At 72.7% G+C, this 16,907-nt stretch carries 16 protein-coding genes; 6 read left to right on the top strand and 10 right to left on the bottom strand.

The window, feature by feature from the left end:
* Positions 1–12: 12 nt before the first annotated feature.
* From E2C05_RS14810 to E2C05_RS14800, 3 genes are all read left to right on the top strand, one after another.
* On the top strand, positions 13–966 hold the full coding sequence (locus E2C05_RS14810) for an ABC transporter substrate-binding protein (protein ID WP_133220417.1): 954 nt from the start codon (positions 13–15) through the stop codon (positions 964–966).
* Between the two features lie 45 nt (positions 967–1,011).
* Positions 1,012–1,404: a carboxymuconolactone decarboxylase family protein gene (locus E2C05_RS14805; RefSeq protein ID WP_133220416.1), complete on the top strand. Its 393-nt coding sequence runs from the start codon at positions 1,012–1,014 to the stop codon at positions 1,402–1,404.
* 130 nt (positions 1,405–1,534) lie between these two features.
* Entirely contained in the window at positions 1,535–2,017 is a 483-nt protein-coding gene (locus E2C05_RS14800; protein WP_240046745.1) for a nucleoside deaminase, read from the top strand.
* Between the two features lie 78 nt (positions 2,018–2,095).
* Here the strand turns inward: E2C05_RS14800 and E2C05_RS14795 are convergent, their stop codons facing one another.
* From E2C05_RS14795 to E2C05_RS14775, 5 genes are all read right to left on the bottom strand, one after another.
* A complete protein-coding gene (locus E2C05_RS14795; protein ID WP_133220415.1) occupies positions 2,096–3,001 on the bottom strand; it encodes a glycoside hydrolase family 5 protein in 906 nt (301 codons plus the stop codon).
* A 9-nt stretch (positions 3,002–3,010) separates the two neighbouring features.
* On the bottom strand, positions 3,011–3,286 hold the full coding sequence (locus E2C05_RS14790; protein ID WP_133220414.1) for a hypothetical protein: 276 nt from the start codon (positions 3,284–3,286) through the stop codon (positions 3,011–3,013).
* Positions 3,287–3,364: 78 nt separating this feature from the next.
* Positions 3,365–4,777: an HlyD family type I secretion periplasmic adaptor subunit gene (locus E2C05_RS14785; protein WP_133220413.1), complete on the bottom strand. Its 1,413-nt coding sequence runs from the start codon at positions 4,775–4,777 to the stop codon at positions 3,365–3,367.
* Complete coding sequence (locus E2C05_RS14780) at positions 4,777–6,552, bottom strand: type I secretion system permease/ATPase (RefSeq protein ID WP_133220412.1); 1,776 nt, start codon at positions 6,550–6,552, stop codon at positions 4,777–4,779. Before E2C05_RS14780 ends, E2C05_RS14785 begins: the two co-directional genes overlap by 1 nt.
* A gap of 3 nt (positions 6,553–6,555) precedes the next feature.
* Complete coding sequence (locus tag E2C05_RS14775) at positions 6,556–6,987, bottom strand: hypothetical protein (protein WP_133220411.1); 432 nt, start codon at positions 6,985–6,987, stop codon at positions 6,556–6,558.
* 349 nt (positions 6,988–7,336) lie between these two features.
* Between E2C05_RS14775 and E2C05_RS14770 the strand changes: the two genes are divergently transcribed.
* Both E2C05_RS14770 and E2C05_RS14765 read left to right on the top strand, forming a co-directional pair.
* Complete coding sequence (locus E2C05_RS14770; protein WP_205082831.1) at positions 7,337–8,605, top strand: outer membrane beta-barrel protein; 1,269 nt, start codon at positions 7,337–7,339, stop codon at positions 8,603–8,605.
* A 16-nt stretch (positions 8,606–8,621) separates the two neighbouring features.
* Complete coding sequence (locus tag E2C05_RS14765; protein WP_240046744.1) at positions 8,622–9,368, top strand: WecB/TagA/CpsF family glycosyltransferase; 747 nt, start codon at positions 8,622–8,624, stop codon at positions 9,366–9,368.
* 91 nt (positions 9,369–9,459) lie between these two features.
* Here E2C05_RS14765 and E2C05_RS14760 read toward each other — a convergent pair whose 3' ends face one another.
* The 5 genes from E2C05_RS14760 to E2C05_RS14740 form a co-directional block, all read right to left on the bottom strand.
* A complete protein-coding gene (locus tag E2C05_RS14760; RefSeq protein WP_158292131.1) occupies positions 9,460–10,440 on the bottom strand; it encodes a TAXI family TRAP transporter solute-binding subunit in 981 nt (326 codons plus the stop codon).
* Between the two features lie 281 nt (positions 10,441–10,721).
* Positions 10,722–11,756 (bottom strand): glycosyltransferase family 2 protein, encoded by a 1,035-nt coding sequence (locus E2C05_RS14755; protein ID WP_133220407.1) that lies wholly within the window; start codon positions 11,754–11,756, stop codon positions 10,722–10,724.
* 32 nt (positions 11,757–11,788) lie between these two features.
* Complete coding sequence (locus tag E2C05_RS14750) at positions 11,789–12,790, bottom strand: glycosyltransferase family 2 protein (protein WP_240046743.1); 1,002 nt, start codon at positions 12,788–12,790, stop codon at positions 11,789–11,791.
* 98 nt (positions 12,791–12,888) lie between these two features.
* Positions 12,889–14,388, bottom strand: coding sequence for an exopolysaccharide biosynthesis polyprenyl glycosylphosphotransferase (locus E2C05_RS14745; RefSeq protein WP_133220406.1), 1,500 nt, complete (start codon positions 14,386–14,388; stop codon positions 12,889–12,891).
* Between the two features lie 76 nt (positions 14,389–14,464).
* Entirely contained in the window at positions 14,465–14,953 is a 489-nt protein-coding gene (locus tag E2C05_RS14740; RefSeq protein WP_133220426.1) for a GtrA family protein, read from the bottom strand.
* Between the two features lie 330 nt (positions 14,954–15,283).
* Here E2C05_RS14740 and E2C05_RS14735 point away from each other — a divergent pair, with 330 nt between their 5' ends.
* Positions 15,284–16,864, top strand: coding sequence for an ABC transporter substrate-binding protein (locus E2C05_RS14735; protein ID WP_133220405.1), 1,581 nt, complete (start codon positions 15,284–15,286; stop codon positions 16,862–16,864).
* The last annotated feature ends 43 nt before the right edge of the window (positions 16,865–16,907 follow it).

Below are 16,907 nucleotides of genomic sequence, written 5' to 3'. Positions count from 1 at the left end.
GGAACCGGGACCATGCTGCCGCGCCGAACCATGCTCGCCACGCCCGCTCTGCTCGCCGCCCTGCCGGCGCGGGCGCAGGGCACCATCAAAATGACCATCGCCACCGGCGTCGATCCCTCCTTCTCGCCCTTCTATGTCGGCAAGGAGGGTGGATTCTTCGAGCGCAACGGGCTGGACGTCACGGTCAATACCGGGCCGTCCGGCAGCGCCATGGTCGCCTTCCTGATCGGCGACCAGATCAACGCCGCCTATGGCGCCGAACAGGCCGGCGTTTCCGCCCATATCCGCGACCCCAAGGTGGTGGCCGTCGCCGAGGGCACCGCGCTGCTGCGCTGGATCAGCGTTCTGGGGCGCGGGATCGACAGCATGGACGGGCTGAAGGGCAAGCGCGTCGGCGTCGCGCGCGGCACCGGCAGCGAGACCTTCTGGCTGTCGGTGGTGGAGAAGCTGAGGCTGAACGCCGCCGACTACACCATCGTGAATGTCGAGGCGCCGGAGATGGTGGCGGCGCTGGAACGCGGCAACATCGACGCCTTCGCGGTCTGGGAGCCCTGGCCGACGCGGGCCATGCGGGCCATCCCGAACACGAAGATCCTGGTGAACAACGAGGCGATCCAGATCGTCCGCAATTTCGTCTACATGAACCGTGGCTGGGCCGAGGCGAACCCCGAGGCGACGACGCGCTTCCTCCGCGCGCTGATCCAGGCCACCGAGTTCATCGAGACGAACCGTGAGCAGGCGGCGCAGCAGGTGGCGCGCTTCCTGCGGCAGGACCGCGGGCTGGTGGCGGAGCTGCTGACCAAGGTCGGCTTCCGCATGGACCTGACGGCCGATTCGGTCGGCAACATCCAGCTCGCCATCGACCAGCTGCGCGGCATGAACCGCCTGGGGCGGGAGGTGACGCCGGCCGAGGTGATCTGGCCCGGCGCCATGCGCGGCGCCGCGCCGGACCGCGTGCGCCTCTGACGCGGCTGGCGTCGCCTCCTCCCTCCCCAGGGGGAGGAGGACGCCATGGAGACGGGCCCGAACTCCGAGAAGGGGCGCGCCATCCGCCGCAAGCTGATCGGCGAGGCAGCGGCCAAGCGGATCGACGAGACGGTCCACAACGACCCGATCAAGCAGAAATTCGGCGACTACGCGGCCGAGGCCGTCTTCGGCATGTTCTGGGGCCGGCCGGGGCTGGACATGAAGACGCGGGCGCTGATCTGCGTCGTCTCCGACACCGCCATCCATGCCTGGCCGGAGCTGAAGATCCATCTCCGCATGGCCCGCAACGAGGGCTGGACGGAGGAGGAGCTGAGCGAGGCGCTGCTGCATATGGGCGGCTATGTCGGCCTGCCGACGGTGCGGGAGGCGCTGCTGGTCGCCCGCGACCTGTTTGCCGAGATGCGGGCGGAGCGGTAGAGGCGGTCGCGGCGGGGTGCGAAGGGCGCGCGGCGCGACACCGCCCTGCGGGCCGCTCTGGCCCCCGCCGCAAGGCGCCGGTAGCCTCCCAGCCGGGAGACGCCGGCGCCGCAACCGCCGAGGCCGCCGCATGTCCGCACCCGATCCCACCGCCATCCGCCACATGCGGCGCGCCATCGCGCTGGCCTGCGACTCCGTCGCCGCCGGCGGCGGGCCGTTCGGCGCCGTCATCGCGCGCGGCGAGGAGGTCGTGGCGGAAGGCAGCAACCTGGTCACGCCCGACCTCGACCCGACCGCGCATGCCGAGGTGACGGCGATCCGCCGCGCCTGCCGGACGCTCGGCCGCTTCGACCTGCGGGGGCTGGTGCTGTATTCGAGCTGCGAGCCCTGCCCGATGTGCCTGGCCGCCATCCATTGGGCGCGGCTGGACGGGGCGTATTTCGCCGGCACCCGCTGGGACGCGGCGGCGGCCGGCTTCGACGACGAATTGCTGTACCGGGAGGTGGCGGCGCCGCTGGAGGCGCGCACGGTGCCGACCCGCCCCTTGCTGCCGGAGGATGGCAAGCGGCCCTTCGCCGCCTGGCTGGCGAAGCCCGACCGCGTTCCCTATTGAGGGAAGGCCCGAGGGTTAGAAGGGCCCTTCGACCCTTGGTGGGGAGGGTTCGGAAGGGGGCAAGGCCCCCTTCCAACGCTAGGCCGCGAGCAGCCGCCTGACCTCGGGGTAGGGCGCCGGCCCATCCTCCGGCTGCAGCCGGTACCAGCCGCCATGGCTGTAGGACCACAGCGTCGCCGGCAGGTTCAGCGACTGCAGGACGGGCAGGCCGACCCGCAGGTCCTCGATCCACTGCTCCCGCCGCTGCTGCTTGGTGCCGCTGCCATTGTATTCGGCGCAGATCACCGGAATGCCGTGCCGCTCCCGCCAGGCGATGGCCGGGGCGAAGCGGTCGCGCACCTCCCGCGCCGTGCCGCCGCCATAGTCATGCACCTCGGCGATGGTCCAGGGATCGGCCGGCGGCGCCAGGTCGGGCAGGGATCGGATGCTGTTCCATTCCCGCCCGCCCCACATCAGCAGGTGGCGCGGCGCCGCGGCGCGCAGCGTCGCCAGCATGCGGTCGCGGACCGGCAGCCAGGTTTCGGTCCGCTCGAAGGCCGGCTCGTTCACCGGCGCCAGCACCACCATGGCGGGGTCGGTCCGGGCGCCGAAGAAGCGGGCGCGGGCGGCCAGCCCGTCCCAGTCCCGCGATTCGGGGGAGCCCTGGTGGACGATGTCCTGCAGCGCCAGCAGCACCGGCATCCCAGCCGCCATCGCATCCTCGATGGCGTCGTGGAACCAGCCGAACAGCTCCTGCCCCGCGGCGGGGACGATCAGCCGGGCATGGTCGAAGCCGGCGCCGCGCAGCTCACGCCACCAGGCGCGGCCCAGCCGCCGCGGGTGGTTGTCCCGCGCCACCGGGAACCAGCGTTCCAGGTTGACCCCGCACCGCAGGCGCGCAAGCCGCTGGCGCAGGTCAACCGGCTGCGCCCCGGCGGGGGCGGCGGCCGTGAGGGAGGCGGCCAGCAGGCCGCGGCGGGAGACCGGAGGGAAGGCCGGCAGCACGCCTGCCCGTCAGCCGAAGCGGAAGGCGGAGGGCGCGGCTTCCACCGCCGCGGCGGGCGCGGCGCCCTGCTGCGCCTGCTGCTCGCGCATCTTCGCCTCCACCTGCTTCAGCAGGCCGGCCATGGCATTGACCATGCCGGGCAGCTGCATCAGCGGCACGACGAGCTGGCCGGCCGCCAGCGGCTTCCCGTCGGCCCCGGTCTGGGCGAGGGTCAGGCGGGCGACGCCGGCGGTGACGCTGGCATCCATCACGCCATCGGCGAAGAGGGTGGGTCCTTGCGGCATGATCTGTGTCCCGGTGCTTGGCGGCGGCCCCGCCGGGCGGGGCCGCCTGTCGTTGGACGGCGGCCGTCCGGCCGCCGCCTACTGTTCCCGGAAGGCCCGGGTGAAGCTGTCGAGCAGCGGCTGCACCATGTAGCGGAAGAAGGTGCGCTGGCCGATCTGCACATGCGCCTCCACCGGCATGCCGGGGGTCAGGAAGACCGAGGGCAGGTGCGCCAGCTGGTCCTGATCGATCAGGATATAGGCGCGGTAGTATTGCTGCCGCGTCTGCTCGTTGGTGGTCACGTCCGCCGCCACCCAGGTCACATGGCCGTGGAGGTAGGGGACCAGGCGCTGCTTGAAGGCGGGCAGCCGCACCTCGGCCTGCAGGCCGGGATAGACCACGTCGATGTCCATCGGCTGGACATTCACCTCGGCCACCAGCCGGTCCTTGGCGGGGACGAGGTCGAAGAGCGGGTCGGCCGGCTTCAGCACGGCGCCGACGGTGAAGACCCGCTGGTTGACCAGCGTGCCGTCCTCCGGCGCCAGGATGTCGCGGCGCTGCGCCACGTCGCTGGCGGCGCGCAGCCGCTCCTCCGCCTCGGCCAGCTTGGCGCGGACGTCGCGCCGCTCGGTCGAGGCTTCCTGCAGCCGCTGGTCCACCGTGCTCTGGATCTGCTTGGTCGCCTCGGTGATGCCGGCCTGGGCGCGGTCGATCTGGCCGTTCAGGTCCTCGACCGAGCCCTGGAGGGAGGCGACGGCGCGCTGCAGGGCGAGCAGCTCCGGCAGGCGGCCGAGCCCCTTGCCCACCAGCTCGCGGCGCAGCTGCTCCTCCTGCCGGGCGAAGGCCAGCTGCTGGCGCGTCGCGGCCAGCTGGCCGCGGGCGCCGGCGATGATCGCCTGCTGCTGCTCGATCCGCGCCTGCAGCACCTGGACCTGGCTGTTCAGGTTGGCGCGCCGCGCCTCGAACAGGGCGCGCTGGCCGTTCACCGCCTCCATCGCCCGCGGGTCGGCGCTGCCGGCGAGGTCGGCTGGGAAGGCGATCTCCCGCCGGTCGTTCAGCTCCGCCTCGAGCCTTGCATCCTGCGCCAGCAGCGCGAAGCGCTGGGCGCGGAAGGTGGCCGCCGTGCTCTCGGACTGCACGACGTCCAGCCGGGCGATCAGGTCGCCGGCGCGGACCTTGTCGCCGTCCTTGACCAGCAGCTCCCGCACCATGCCGCCTTCCATGTGCTGGATGGTGCGGCGGCTGCCTTCCACCTTGATCACGCCGGGCGCGACCGAGGCCTCGGCCAGCGGGGCCCAGCCGGCCCAGGCGCCGAAGCCGACCACGAAGACCAGGAAGATGATCAGGCCGAAGATCATCGGCGCGCGGGTGCGCGGGTGCGGCGCGTCGAGCAGCGGGTGGAACGGGATCTGCGGCAGGCCGCCGCCCGGCTTGCCGAGGACGAGGGCGCCGCCCGCCGCCTGCGGCAGGGCCGCGGGGGGCTGTCCCAGGGTCTGCGTCGTCACGCCCATCAGGCGGCACTCCCTTCCAGGCGCGGCGCGGCGGGGGTCGCGGCGGGCATCTCGGCCGGCCGCGGCTGCATCAGCCGCTTCAGCACCTCGGCCCGCGGGCCGAACATCTCGATCGCGCCCTCCTTCAGCAGGAGGACCTTGTCCACCACCTGGACCAGGGTGGGCCGGTGGGAGACCAGCACCACCGTCGTGCCCAGCTCCTTCAGCTTCATCAGGGCGCGGCTCAGCGCCGCCTCCGAGTCGCCGTCGAGGTTGCTGTTCGGCTCGTCCAGCACGACCAGCTTCGGCCGGCCGAACATGGCCCGCGCCAGGCCGACCAGCTGCCGCTGCCCGCCCGAGAGATACTGGCCGCCATCGCCGATCTGGGTATCGTAGCCGTTCGGCAGGCGCAGGATCATCTCATGGCAGCCGGCCAGCTGTGCCGCCTCGTAGACCGCCGCCGGCTCGGCCTGCTGCATCCGGGCGATGTTCTGGAACACCGTGCCGTCGAACAGCTCCACATCCTGCGGCAGGTAGCCGACATAGCGGCCGAAATCCTCCCGCAGCCAGTTGTACACATCGGCGCCGTCCAGCCGGACCGTGCCGGCCGAGGGCTGCAGCGTGCCGATCAGCATGCGGATCAGCGTGGTCTTGCCGGCCGCGGAGGGACCGATGATCGCCAGGCTCTCGCCCGGGACCAGGGCGAAATTCACCCCCTTCACCAGCGCCTGGGCCTGCCCGGGGAAGGCATAGGAGACGCGCTCGACCGCGATATGGCCGGTCGGCTCCGGCAGGGGCATGCCGGTCGGGCGCAGCCGCGGCAGGGCCAGGAAGGCCTGCAGCCGGCGGAAGGACTGCCGGGCCGAGACCAGCTGCTTCCAGCCGCCGATCATCTGCTCCACCGGCGCCAGGGCGCGGCCCATGATGATCGACCCGGCGATGGAGGCGCCCGCGGTCAGTTCCTGCTTGAGCACGAGGTAGGAGCCGACGCCGAGGATGGCGATCTGCACGGCGAGGCGGAAGAACTTGGTCGCCGCCACCACCATCGCGGCGCGGTCGGCGGCGCGCTGCTGCGGCACCGACATCGCCGCGACGCTTTCCCGCCAGCGGCCGATGACCGAGGGCAGCATGCCCATGCTGTCGATCACCTCGGCATTGCGGGTGATGCTCTCGGCCCGCCGCTGCGACGCCATGGCGGCGGTGTTCGCCTCCTTCAGCAGCTTCGAGGTCGAGAACTCGCTCACCAGCGTCAGGCCGAACAGGGTCACGGCGCCGCCGAGGGCGATCCAGCCCATCACCGGGTGCAGCAGGAAGATGAAGCCGAGATAGATCGGCACCCAGGGCACGTCATAGAGCGAGAGCGCGCCGGGGGAGCCGAGATAGCCGCGGCAGACCGCGAGGTCGCGCAGCGCCTCCATCCGGTAGGGGCGGCCGCGCAGCGTGCTCTCGATCGCCCGGACGAAGCTCTCGGGCGCCACCCGCTGCTCCATCCAGGCGGCGAGGCGCTGCATGACTTGGCCGCGCACCGCCTCGAGCAGCGCCAGCACCAGGGTCGCCGCCACGGCGATGAGCGAGAGGTAGTAGAGCGTGTCGAGGATGCGGCTGGCCAGCACCCGGTCGAACACCTGCATCATGTAGATGGAGGTGGTCAGCTGCAGCAGGTTGACCACGCCGCTGAACAGGCCGACGACGATGAACTGCTTGCGGCAGGCCGCGATCGCCTGGGCGAGCGGCGTCTTGTTCATGGGCTCGAAGGCCGCGGATGGCCCGGCGAGCCGGTTGCTGGTGAAGGACATGCGTCAGCCCGGGAGGAGGCCGGCAAGGCCGGCGAGGGTTGCGGGGTGGCCGGCCAGCGCGACGGCGGCAAGGGCGGCGATGGCCAGGGCGGCCAGGTTGGCGAGCACCAGGCGGCCGAAGCCCGGCGGCGGCCGCAGCTTGCCGAGATGCTCGGCCACCGCCTCCCGCCTGATCTGGTCCACCGCATTGTGCAGGTAGCGGAAGGCATGGTCGCCGAGGGCGGCCGAGGCTTCCTGCCGCAGCTTCTCGATGGTCTCGGGGGTGGGCGGCTGGCGCGTCTCGGCGGCCAGCGCGAAGGCGAGCAGGTCGCGCAGCCGCGCCTCGGCCGGCTGGCCGGCGCGGAAGGCGGGCAGGTCCCGGTCGGCGATGACCGGATGGGAAGCCGCCTCGGGCAGTCCGGCCGCCTCGGGCCGCAGGGTCGTCGTCGTGGCCATTCCATGGCTCCGGTTCGGGGCGCGCCGGGGGGCGGGCCCAGTCTCACCGCCCAAGGGGCGGGTGGCCGTGCGGCGCGAGGAGCGGCCGACCCATGCGACCAGCGCGCGGGTCGACGGCCGGCGGAATACGCCCGTGCGGCGGCCCCAATTGCAAGACTAATCCGGCGGAGGATAGCGGAGTGTAACCTGCGCGAGAGACGTTGGCACAGCGGTTACGGCACCCTGAGTGCGGTGCTGCGGACACGCCCCTGGACGGTTCGCCCGGCATGACAGAACGTGATCGTTGCGCTTCCTTGCGGTACACCCGTCCTATGGTAGCAGCCAGCCGAGGCAAAGCGGGGGGATGAGCGTGAGATGGATTCCGGCCCGGGCCGCGGCGCTGCTTCTGCTGGGCGTCTGGTCCGCCTCCGACGCCGCGGCGCAATCGGCCAGTGGCATCACGCGGGAGGATATCCAGCGCGGCGTCACCGTCGAATCGCGCCTGCGGCGCGACTACGAACCGCCCGGGGTGCGGCTCGGCGGCTTCCGGCTGGACGGCACCCTCGATATCGGTGGCGGCTATGACGACAACATCCTCGGGCTGAAGCGGAACTCCCGCTCGGACGGCTTCGCCGACCAGGCGGGTTCGGTCAGGCTGCAGAGCGACTGGACCACCCATGCGGTCGGGCTGGTCGGCAATTTCGATGCCCGGCAATACATCAGCCGGAGCGAATTCGACTGGGTCGACTACGATATCGGTGCCTTCGGTCGCTACGATGTTAACGCCACGACAAATGTCGAGGCCCGCTACACCCATTACCGGGACCACCTGGACGTCTACAGCTACGACGTGCAGACGGCCGGCATCTTCCGCCCGGTGCCCTATACCTCGGACGAGGTGCAGGCCAGCGGCAATACCCGGTTCAACCGCTTCGGGCTGCTCGGCAACGTCCTCTACCGGACCTACCGGTTCGAGGATGTAGACTTCAACGGGGTGCGCAACCGCATCTCCCTGAATGATTTCGACACGCTGATCGGCACCGTCGGCACCAGCTATGCCTTCGCCCCGGGCCGCTACGCCAACCTGATCGTCCGGCTGCAGGACATCTCCTACACCAACTCGATCTCCCGCGGCCGGGACAGCTTCACCTGGCAGGTGCTCGGCGGCGTCACCTACGACTTCGACGGCGTCTGGCAGGGCCGGCTGGCCATCGGCTGGCAGGAGCGGAGCTACAACGACCCGACCCTGAAGAATTTCAGCGGCCCGGCGGTGGAAGGCGAGCTGAGCTGGGCGCCGACCCTGCTCACCACGGTGCGCTTCAACGTCGCCCGGACCATCGAGGAATCCATCCGCTTCAACGCGGTCAGCTTCAACCGCACCCAGGGCGGCGCCGCGGTGGACCATGAATTCCTGCGCAACCTGATCCTCACGGCCGATGCCAGGGCGGACTACCGGGAGTACCAGAGCCCGACCCAGACCGCGCTGGACGGCCTCTTCTCCCTGCAGGCGCGCTACCTGGTGAACCGCAACGTCTCCCTGGTGGGCAACTACACCTATACCCGGCGGTTCGAGGCGACCGGCGGCTTCCCGGAATTCTCCCGCAACCTGGTCTCCCTGCGGGTCCGGCTTGCCCTCTGACGCCAGGTCCGGGGGCGTGCCGGAAGTGCGCCTCTGCGGGGTCGACTTCGCCGACCTGCCGATCGGGGCGGTGGCCCAGCGCCTCCTGGCGCGGCCGGCCGAGGCGCCCTTCGCCTATGTCGTGACGCCGAATGCCGACCACCTGGCGCGGCTGCAGCGGCTGCCCGACATGCCCGGCATCTATGCCGGGGCGCTGCTGCGGCTGCTGGACAGCCGGGTGGTGGCACGCGCCGCCAGGCTGGTCGGGCTGCCGGTGCCGGAGGTGGTCCCGGGCAGCGACCTGACGGCGCTGCTGGTCCGCCAGGCGATCGCGCCGGAGGAACCGGTGACCATCCTCGGCATGGAACCGGCCGCGGTCGCCGCGCTGGCCGCCCGCACGGGCCTGCGGCGCATCGCGCACCACAACCCGCCCATGGGGTTCGACCAGGACCCGGCGGCCTGGGACCGCGCCATCCGCTTCGTCGAGGAGCACCCGGCCCGCTTCATCTTCCTCGCGGTCGGGTCGCCGCGGCAATGCCGGCTGGCGCATGCCATCGCCCAGCGCGGCCGGGCGCGGGGCACCGGCCTGTGCATCGGCGCCAGCCTGCTGTTCCTGGCGGGGACGGAGCGGCGGGCGCCGGTGCCGGTGCAGCGCGCCGGGCTGGAATGGGCCTGGCGCCTGGCCCAGGATCCGCGCCGGCTGGCGCGGCGCTATCTGGTGGACAGCCCGCGCGTCTTCGCCATGCTGCGGGCCGAGGCCCGGGCGCGCCGCGTCGCCCCCTGAGGCCGGCGCCGGCGGCGCCTTTCTCGGCGCCCGCAGGCCGCGCCGGGTCATGGGCTGCCGGGCGAAGCCCTGCGGCCCGCGCGCGGCGCCGCTATAGCGCGCCGACCTCCCGCAGGTGGCGCAGGGCACCGGGATGGATGCTGGTCGGGCCAGGCGCCGCGGACGCGGTGCCGGCCGGCGTCATGGCCGCGGCCTGCGGCAGCCGCGCCGACAGCCCCTCCCGCGCCCGGTCGAGGCCGCGGGCCAGGCGGTAGCCGGTGTCGTCCGGCAGGCCGGGCCTGGCCAGCAGGTAGACCCAGACCCCGACCGAGGCGATGGCGGCATCCTGGCCCGGATAGCTGCCGGCCGGCAGGTCCATCGGCCGCAGGCCCGGCTGCGCGGCGGTGATCCGCGCCCGTTCCGCCGCGTCGGGCGCCAGGAAGCGGGCCCCGCCCGGCGCCGCCGCCAGCGCGGCAAAGGCGGGCCAGCCGGCGCCGCCACCCCACAGCGCCTCCGCCCGGCCTTCCACCAGCAGGCGCGGCGCCTCGTCCATACGGGCGACGAAGAGCGGCTGGAAGTCACGTTCGATATCGAGGCCGAGGGCGCCCATCACCTGCCGCGCCGCGACCACGAAATTGGAGGTGGCGGCACCCCAGAGCACCGGCCGCCCGCGCAAATCGGCGATGCTCCGGTAGGGCGAGGCGCCCGGCACCGCGAACATCAGCGCCGTGCCGTAGAGCGCGGCGACGATCCGCGGCGCGCCCTCGCCGGCCAGGGCGGCGGTGGCGGTCTCGCCGGCGACCAGGGCCAGGTCGGCATCGCCGGCCCGCAGCAGGGCCACGTTCTCGGCGCTGCCGGCGGTGTGGCGCGGCGCAAGGGGCAGGCCGGAATCCGCCGCAGCCAGCGCGGCGGCCATGGCCTCGGCGAAAGCGGAGAGGCCGCCGCCGGGCGTCGAGGGGGCGAGGACCAGCGGCGCCTGGGCCAGGGCCCGGCCGGGGGCCAGCCCGGCCAGCGGCAGGAGGAGGGCGGCCCGGCGGCCGGCGCCCATGGCCTCGAATCCCGGCCGGCTGCGGCCATCCCCGTTCCGTGCCATCGGCGAGTCCTCCGCCCGGGCGCCCGTGCCCGCCGCAGGCTGCACCCGGCGCCCGGGCGCGTCCAGGCGGGGCGCCTGCGCGGGCATCATTGCCGCGCGAGGCCGGCACGCGGCCGCGTCACTTGGGCAGGGGGGCCGGAGGGGGGCGACCGAGAGGCGGGATGCGGCGGATGGTGCAACCGCCGGCACGCGGCACGGGGTGACGCCGCTCGCCAGGCCATGGCGATGAGCCGGCTGCGGGCTCAGGCCCAGGCGCGAGGATGTCCGGGCCGGGCCCGCTCTCAGCGCGCCGCGCCGGGCAGCAGCGACAGCACCTCGGCCTGCACGCGCCGCGTCAGGCCGCCGCGATGCGCCGCGTCGTTCCGGGCAATGTAGTCCCGCGCCGCCGCGGTCATCCGGTACAGGCCGGCGCCCTCCGGCCCCGGGCGGAAGCGCCGCGCTAGGGCCAGCGCCGCCGGCCCGGCCCGCAGCCCCTGCGCCAGCACGCCGTTGCGCGCACCCTTGACCTGGTAGGCCAGGAAGCGCGGCAGCACCGCGGCCGGCGCAGCGCCGTATTTGAGCGCGATGTAGAGCCGGTTGCGGACGAAGTGGAACCAGCGGGTGCCCGACCAGGCGAAGCGGCCCTCGCCGCTGACCTTGTGCCGCACCGCGATGTCGCCGCGGTAGCGGATGCGCTTGCCCATGTTGAGGAAGCGGAGGGAGACGTCGAACTCCTCCCAGGTGAAGTGCAGCGCGTCGTCGTAGCCGCCGGCCGCGGCGAAATCCGCCCGGCGGATGGCATGGCCGGCGCCGACGAAGGTGCAGGCATCGAAGCTTTCGGCCGATCGCGGCAGCAGCGACTTGGGATAGCCCCAGGAGAGCAGGTCGTCCTGCCCGGTCGAGAAGACCAGGATGCGGCAGGCGATGGCGGCGAGGTCGGGCTCCGCGGCCAGGGCCTGCACCGCCCTGGCCAGTGTCTGGTCGGTGGCGAATTCGGCGTCGTTGTCGAGGGCGAAGACCACCCGCCCGGTGCCGAGGGCGGTTGCCCGGTTGCGCCCTCCGGCGACGCCCCAGTTGCGGTCGAGGCGGACAAGGGTGGCATCCGCAGCACCTTCCACCGCCGCCGCCAGCCGAGCGAGATTTTCCGGCCGGCTGCCCTGGTCGGCGATCCAGACATGCCTGGTGACGCCGGCCTGGGCGCGGGCGGAGGCGATGGCCGCCACCGTCTCCTCGGCCCGGTCCATGGCCAGGATGATCACATCCGCCTCGTAGTCCGGCCGGGCCGGGCCGGCGGCGCCGGCGACATGGGCGGGCGCGGGGTAGGACGGCAGGGTCATCGCGCCAGGGTCATCGTGGCAGGGTCATCGCGTCAGGGCGACCCGGGGCGGATCGGGCCGAAATCGGGCGCCGGCACGGCGAGGTAGGCGATACGCTTCGCCTCCATCCGGCCGCGCGTCACCGTGTCCAGGATCAGCCCGCAGGCGAAGGAGAGGAAGGAGAGCAGCACGAGGCCCATCGACAGCACCGCGGTGGGCAGCCGCGGCACGAGGCCGGTGCGAAGGAATTCCAGCACCACCGGCGTGCCGAGGCCGAGGCCGAGCAGCAGCAGCCCCGCCGCGATCCAGGAGAAGAAGGGCAGCGGCTTCTCCCGCTTCACCAGCGCGATGATCGCCTGCAGGATCCGCCAGCCATCATGGAAGGTGCGCAGCTTGCTGGCCGACCCGGCCGGGCGTTCCTTGTAGGCGGTCGGCACCTCGCCCACCGGCAGCATCAGTTCCAGGGCATGGACCGTGAACTCGGTCTCCGTCTCGAAGCCGCCGGCCAGCGCCGGGAAGCTCTTCACGAAGCGCCGCGAGAAGACCCGGTAGCCCGAGAGCATGTCGGAGATGCGGTTGCCGAAGATGGTCCGCACCATGCCGGTCAGCATCAGGTTGCCGAAGCGGTGGCCGGGCCGGTAGGCCTCCTCGATCTGGCTGATGCGGATGCCGGTGACCATGTCCAGCCGCTCGGCCAGCAGTTTGTCGACCAGCCGCGGCGCGGCCGCCGCCTCGTAGGTGTCGTCGCCATCGACCAGGACATACACATCCGCCTCGATGTCGGCGAACATGCGGCGGACGACATGGCCCTTGCCCTGCAGCGTCTCGGTCCGCACCACGGCGCCGGCGGCGCGCGCCACCTCCACCGTCCGGTCCTTCGAGTTGTTGTCGTAGACATAGATCACCGCCTCGGGCAGGGCGGCGCGGAAGGCGGCGATCACGCGGGGGATCGCCACCTCCTCGTTGTAGCAGGGGACGAGGACCGCGATGCGCGGCGCGGGCGCGGCGGCCTCGCGCTCGAAGCCCGGCAGGGGATGGGGCAGGGTGTCAGGCACGCGGGCACTCCGGGCGGATCATGGCGGCGGCCAGGAAAGCAGGCCCGTATGGCGGCAGTGGGGCACCCGCGACGCGGGTGCCGGCACGGCCCGGCGGGTCAGAGCGCATTCCGCATCCGGGCCACGGCCAGCAGAGTCCGGACCAGGATCATCAGGTCCAGCCAGGGCGACCAGGTCTCGATGTATTCTAGGTCGCTCTCGACGCGGCGGATAAGCTTGTCCTCGGTCTCGGTCGGGCCGCGCCAGCCGCGCACCTGGGCGAGGCCGGTCAGCCCCGGCTTGACCCGGTGGCGGGCGGCGTAGCGGGCCATCACCTCCTCGAAGGGCCTCCCGCCGGCGCGGGTGCCCGGGGCATGCGGGCGCGGCCCGATGAAGGACATCTCGCCCTTCAGCACGTTGAAGATCTGCGGCAACTCGTCCAGCGAGGTCCGGCGGAGGATGCCGCCCACGCGCGTCACCCGCTTGTCGCCGTGCAGCACCTGCTGCCGCACCGTGGGATCGGCCGCGTCATGGTACATCGTGCGGAACTTCAGCACGTAGAAGTCGCGGTTGTTGAAGCCGGTGCGGCGCTGGCGGAACAGGGCCGGGCCGGGGCTGTCCAGCCGCACCGCCAGGGCGATCAGCGCCATGGGCACGCCGGCGACGGCCAGCGCGAGCAGCGCCAGCACATAGTCCTCGATCGTCTTCACCACCGCGGCCCAGCCGCGGATCGGCCGGTCCGCCAGCCGCAGCAGCCGCGGCGCCTCCCGCGCATCCTTGCGGTAGGCCATGAGGTCGGGGGCCAGGGTGACGTCCACCGGGTAGTCGGCCAGCATGGCCTGGAGGTCGCGCACCCGGCGCTCCTCCGCCCAGGGCATGCAGAGCACGACCTGGTCCACCTCCCCGCGGCGGATCATCCCGTCCAGCATCCCGACCGGCCCGAGATGCGGCAGGTCGCCGCTGGCCGCGGCCGTCCCGGCATCGTTGTCGACCAGGCCGAGCAGCGCCAGGCCCTGGTCGTGCTGGCCGGTCAGCGTCGCGGCGAAGCGGGCGGCCTGCGGCCCGCTGCCGACCAGCACGGCGCGCTGCCGCGTCAGGTGCGGCAGGCCGCGAAAGGCGGCGGCGGTGCCCAGCCGGAAGACCAGCAGCAGCGGCGTGGCGAAGCCGAGCCAGAGCAGCGCGGCCCCCGGGCGGAAGGTGACCGGCGCGCCCAGCACCTGCGCCGCCGCCGCCAGCAGGCCGCCGCCGATCAGCAGCGCGCCGAGCGCCGCGGTCAGCGGCCGCCGGCCGCCGAACAGCGCGGCATGGGCGTAGCCGCCGCCGAAGCCGGTGAGGCTGACGGTGAGCGCGGCGTAGAACAGGATCAGCGGCGGCTGCGGCGACCCGCGCTCGAGCGGGATGTATTGCAGCGCGACGCCGGACAGGATCACCGCCAGCGCATCCAGCCCGGCGACCAGCGCGGCGAGGAAGGTGGGCGAGAAGGGCCGCGGCAGCTGCCGCGCCCGCCGCGCGCCTTCGACCGGCCGTGGCGCGGCGAAGCCCGGCCAGCCGGCCTCGGTGACCGGCGGCAGCAGCGCGGCGTCCTGCGACGCCGGCTCGGGCCGGCTCATGCCCAGCATGCCGACGGCCTCGCCAGCGTGGTCGCGGCGGCGGGAAATGGCGACGCGTTGCGAAGGGGCATGCGGGGACCGTCCTTCAGGAATGGGACGGACGGCCGTTGCCGCCCTGGCCGAAGACGAAGCGGCGCGACAGCACGAAGTTCCCGGCCAGCCCGGCGATGGAGCCGGCGGCGACGCCGAGCACCGGGTTCGCGGCGACCACGGGGACGAAGGCGATCAGCGCCGCATAGGTCCCGTAATTGCACGCGAAGCCGACGAGGTTCACCAGCAGGAACAGCACCCATTGCCGGCCGACGGAGGCGGCGCGCGGCGCGTGCCGGAAGGTCCAGAGCCGGTTGAGCGTGAAGGTGGTGGTCGCGCCGACGAGGTAGGAGAGCGCGCGGCCGAGCCAGGGGCCGAGGCCGAGCGCGATGCCGAGCATGAGCACGGCGGCATCGACGAGGAAGCCGACCGTTCCGACCACGCCGAAGCGGAAGAACTCGCGCAGCAGGCGAAGCCGGGCGGGGCCGAGGCGCGCGGCCCAGCCGGCAAGGCCCGGCTTTTCGGTCAGGGGAAGGGCTGTCATGTCATGCATCTCGGATGGAAATGATCTACCTGTCCGGCTGCGGCCGAACAAACCACGCCGCGGTGACATGCTGCGCCTCAGGCCCGCATGGCGCTGCGCGGCGCGTCACGTTCCGCGGCGTTGCGGCGACGATGGTCGCGGCGGTGATCGGGAGGCATGGCGGCGAGGCTCCGATGCGGCATGGCGGTCTCCCTTCACCGCCCTATCCTGGCCGGCGGATGTGTCGAGGATGCGGCCGCCTGCGGCATGGCCGCGGCTGGCGGGGCCTTGCCTGGCCGCGCGGCTTGGCCTTGCATGCCATTCGCCTTTGACGAGAACAAGGACGCAGCCATGGATCGTCGCAGTTTCCTCCTCGGTGCCGGCGCGCTGCCCCTGGCGGCGCCGGCGCTGGCGCAGCCGGCCGGCAGCCGCGTGCTGCGCTTCATCCCGCAGGCCGATGTCGCGGTGATCGACCCCATCGTCACCACCGCCTATGTCACCCGGCACCATTCCTTCCTGGTCTACGACACGCTCTACGGCGTCGATTCGCAGTTCCGGCCGCAGCCGCAGATGGCCGAGGGGCATGCGGTGGAGGATGGCGGGAAGCGCGTGAGCATCACGCTGCGGCCCGGGCTGAAATTCCACGACGGCTCGCCGGTGCTGGCGAAGGATGCGGTCGCAAGCATCCGGCGCTGGTGGGCGCGCGACGCCATCGGCCAGGCGCTGGCCGCGGCGACCGACGAGCTGGTGGCGGAGGACGACCGGCGCTTCACCTTCCGGTTGAAGAAACCCTTCGCCCTGCTGTTCGACGCGCTGGCCAAGCCTGCCAGCCCGGTCTGCTTCATCATGCCGGAGCGGATCGCGCAGCAGGATCCGAATGTCCCCTTCCGCGAGATCATGGGCAGCGGCCCCTACCGGCTGAAGGCGGATGAGCGGGTGCCGGGCAGCCTGCTGGTCTATGAGCGCAACCGCGACTACGTCCCGCGCGAGGGCGGGACGAATGAATGGACCGCCGGCCCCAAAGTCGCGCATTTCGACCGCGTCGAGTGGCGGGTGACGCCCGATGCCTCGACCGCCGCCGCCGCGCTGCAGGCCGGCGAGGTGGACTGGTGGGAGCAGCCGACCGCCGACCTGCTGCCGCTGCTGCGCCGCGCCCGCAACGTGAAGGTGGAGCAGTACGACCCGACCGGCCTGCTCGGCCTGTGCCGCTTCAACCACCTGCATCCGCCCTTCAACAACCCAGGCGTGCGCCGCGCCCTGCTGGGTGCCGCCAACCAGTCGGACTACATGACGGCGGTGATCGGCACCGACCGCGCGATGTGGCGGGAGAATGTCGGCTTCTTCCCGCCCGGCACGCCCTTCGCCTCCGATGCCGGGATCGGCCCGCTGACCGGGCCGCGCGACTACGACAAGGTCAAGCGCGACCTGGCCGCCGCCGGCTACCGGGGCGAGAAGGTTGTGCTGCTGGCCGCGACCGACTTCCCATCGCTGAACGCGCTGGCGCAGGTCTGCCAGGACATGCTGCAGAAGGCGGGGATGAATGTCGATTTCGTCGCCACCGACTGGGGCAGCGTGGTGACGCGGCGCGCCAACCGCAACCCGCCGGACCAGGGCGGCTGGAGCATCTTCCTGACCTTCTTCTCCGGCCTCGACTTCTTCACCCCGGCCGGGCATCTCGGCCTGCGCGGCAACGGGCTGAACGCCTGGCCGGGCTGGCCCACCATGCCGAAGGTGGAGGCGCTGCGCAGCGAATGGCTGGACGCGCCGAACCTGGCGGCGCAGCAGCGCCTGGCGCGGGAGATCCAGCAGGAAGCCTTCGCCGAGGTGCCCTACATCCCGGTGGGCCAGTATTTCCAGCCCTGGGCCTATCGCACCACCATCAGCGGCGTGCTGAACGGCATGCCGCTGTTCTGGAACGTCCGGAAGGCCTGACGCCGGCCGGCGCGGCCGGCGCCGTCACGCGCCGCGGCCGGCC

Source organism: Paracraurococcus ruber, from assembly GCF_004353985.1.
Lineage (GTDB): Bacteria > Pseudomonadota > Alphaproteobacteria > Acetobacterales > Acetobacteraceae > Paracraurococcus > Paracraurococcus ruber.
This window is presented reverse-complemented; position numbering and strand designations above follow the sequence as displayed.

Excerpts from the sequence above, each read along its gene's own strand:
- E2C05_RS14810 (WP_133220417.1), top strand. The coding sequence starts at position 13 with ATGCTGCCGCGCCGAACCATGCTCGCCACGCCCGCTCTGCTCGCCGCC.
- E2C05_RS14805 (WP_133220416.1), top strand. The coding sequence starts at position 1,012 with ATGGAGACGGGCCCGAACTCCGAGAAGGGGCGCGCCATCCGCCGCAAG.
- E2C05_RS14800 (WP_240046745.1), top strand. The coding sequence starts at position 1,535 with ATGTCCGCACCCGATCCCACCGCCATCCGCCACATGCGGCGCGCCATC.
- E2C05_RS14790 (WP_133220414.1), bottom strand. The coding sequence starts at position 3,286 with ATGCCGCAAGGACCCACCCTCTTCGCCGATGGCGTGATGGATGCCAGC.
- E2C05_RS14785 (WP_133220413.1), bottom strand. The coding sequence starts at position 4,777 with ATGGGCGTGACGACGCAGACCCTGGGACAGCCCCCCGCGGCCCTGCCG.
- E2C05_RS14780 (WP_133220412.1), bottom strand. The coding sequence starts at position 6,552 with ATGTCCTTCACCAGCAACCGGCTCGCCGGGCCATCCGCGGCCTTCGAG.
- E2C05_RS14775 (WP_133220411.1), bottom strand. The coding sequence starts at position 6,987 with ATGGCCACGACGACGACCCTGCGGCCCGAGGCGGCCGGACTGCCCGAG.
- E2C05_RS14760 (WP_158292131.1), bottom strand. The coding sequence starts at position 10,440 with ATGGCACGGAACGGGGATGGCCGCAGCCGGCCGGGATTCGAGGCCATG.
- E2C05_RS14755 (WP_133220407.1), bottom strand. The coding sequence starts at position 11,756 with ATGACCCTGCCGTCCTACCCCGCGCCCGCCCATGTCGCCGGCGCCGCC.
- E2C05_RS14745 (WP_133220406.1), bottom strand. The coding sequence starts at position 14,388 with ATGCTGGGCATGAGCCGGCCCGAGCCGGCGTCGCAGGACGCCGCGCTG.
- E2C05_RS14740 (WP_133220426.1), bottom strand. The coding sequence starts at position 14,953 with ATGACAGCCCTTCCCCTGACCGAAAAGCCGGGCCTTGCCGGCTGGGCC.
- E2C05_RS14735 (WP_133220405.1), top strand. The coding sequence starts at position 15,284 with ATGGATCGTCGCAGTTTCCTCCTCGGTGCCGGCGCGCTGCCCCTGGCG.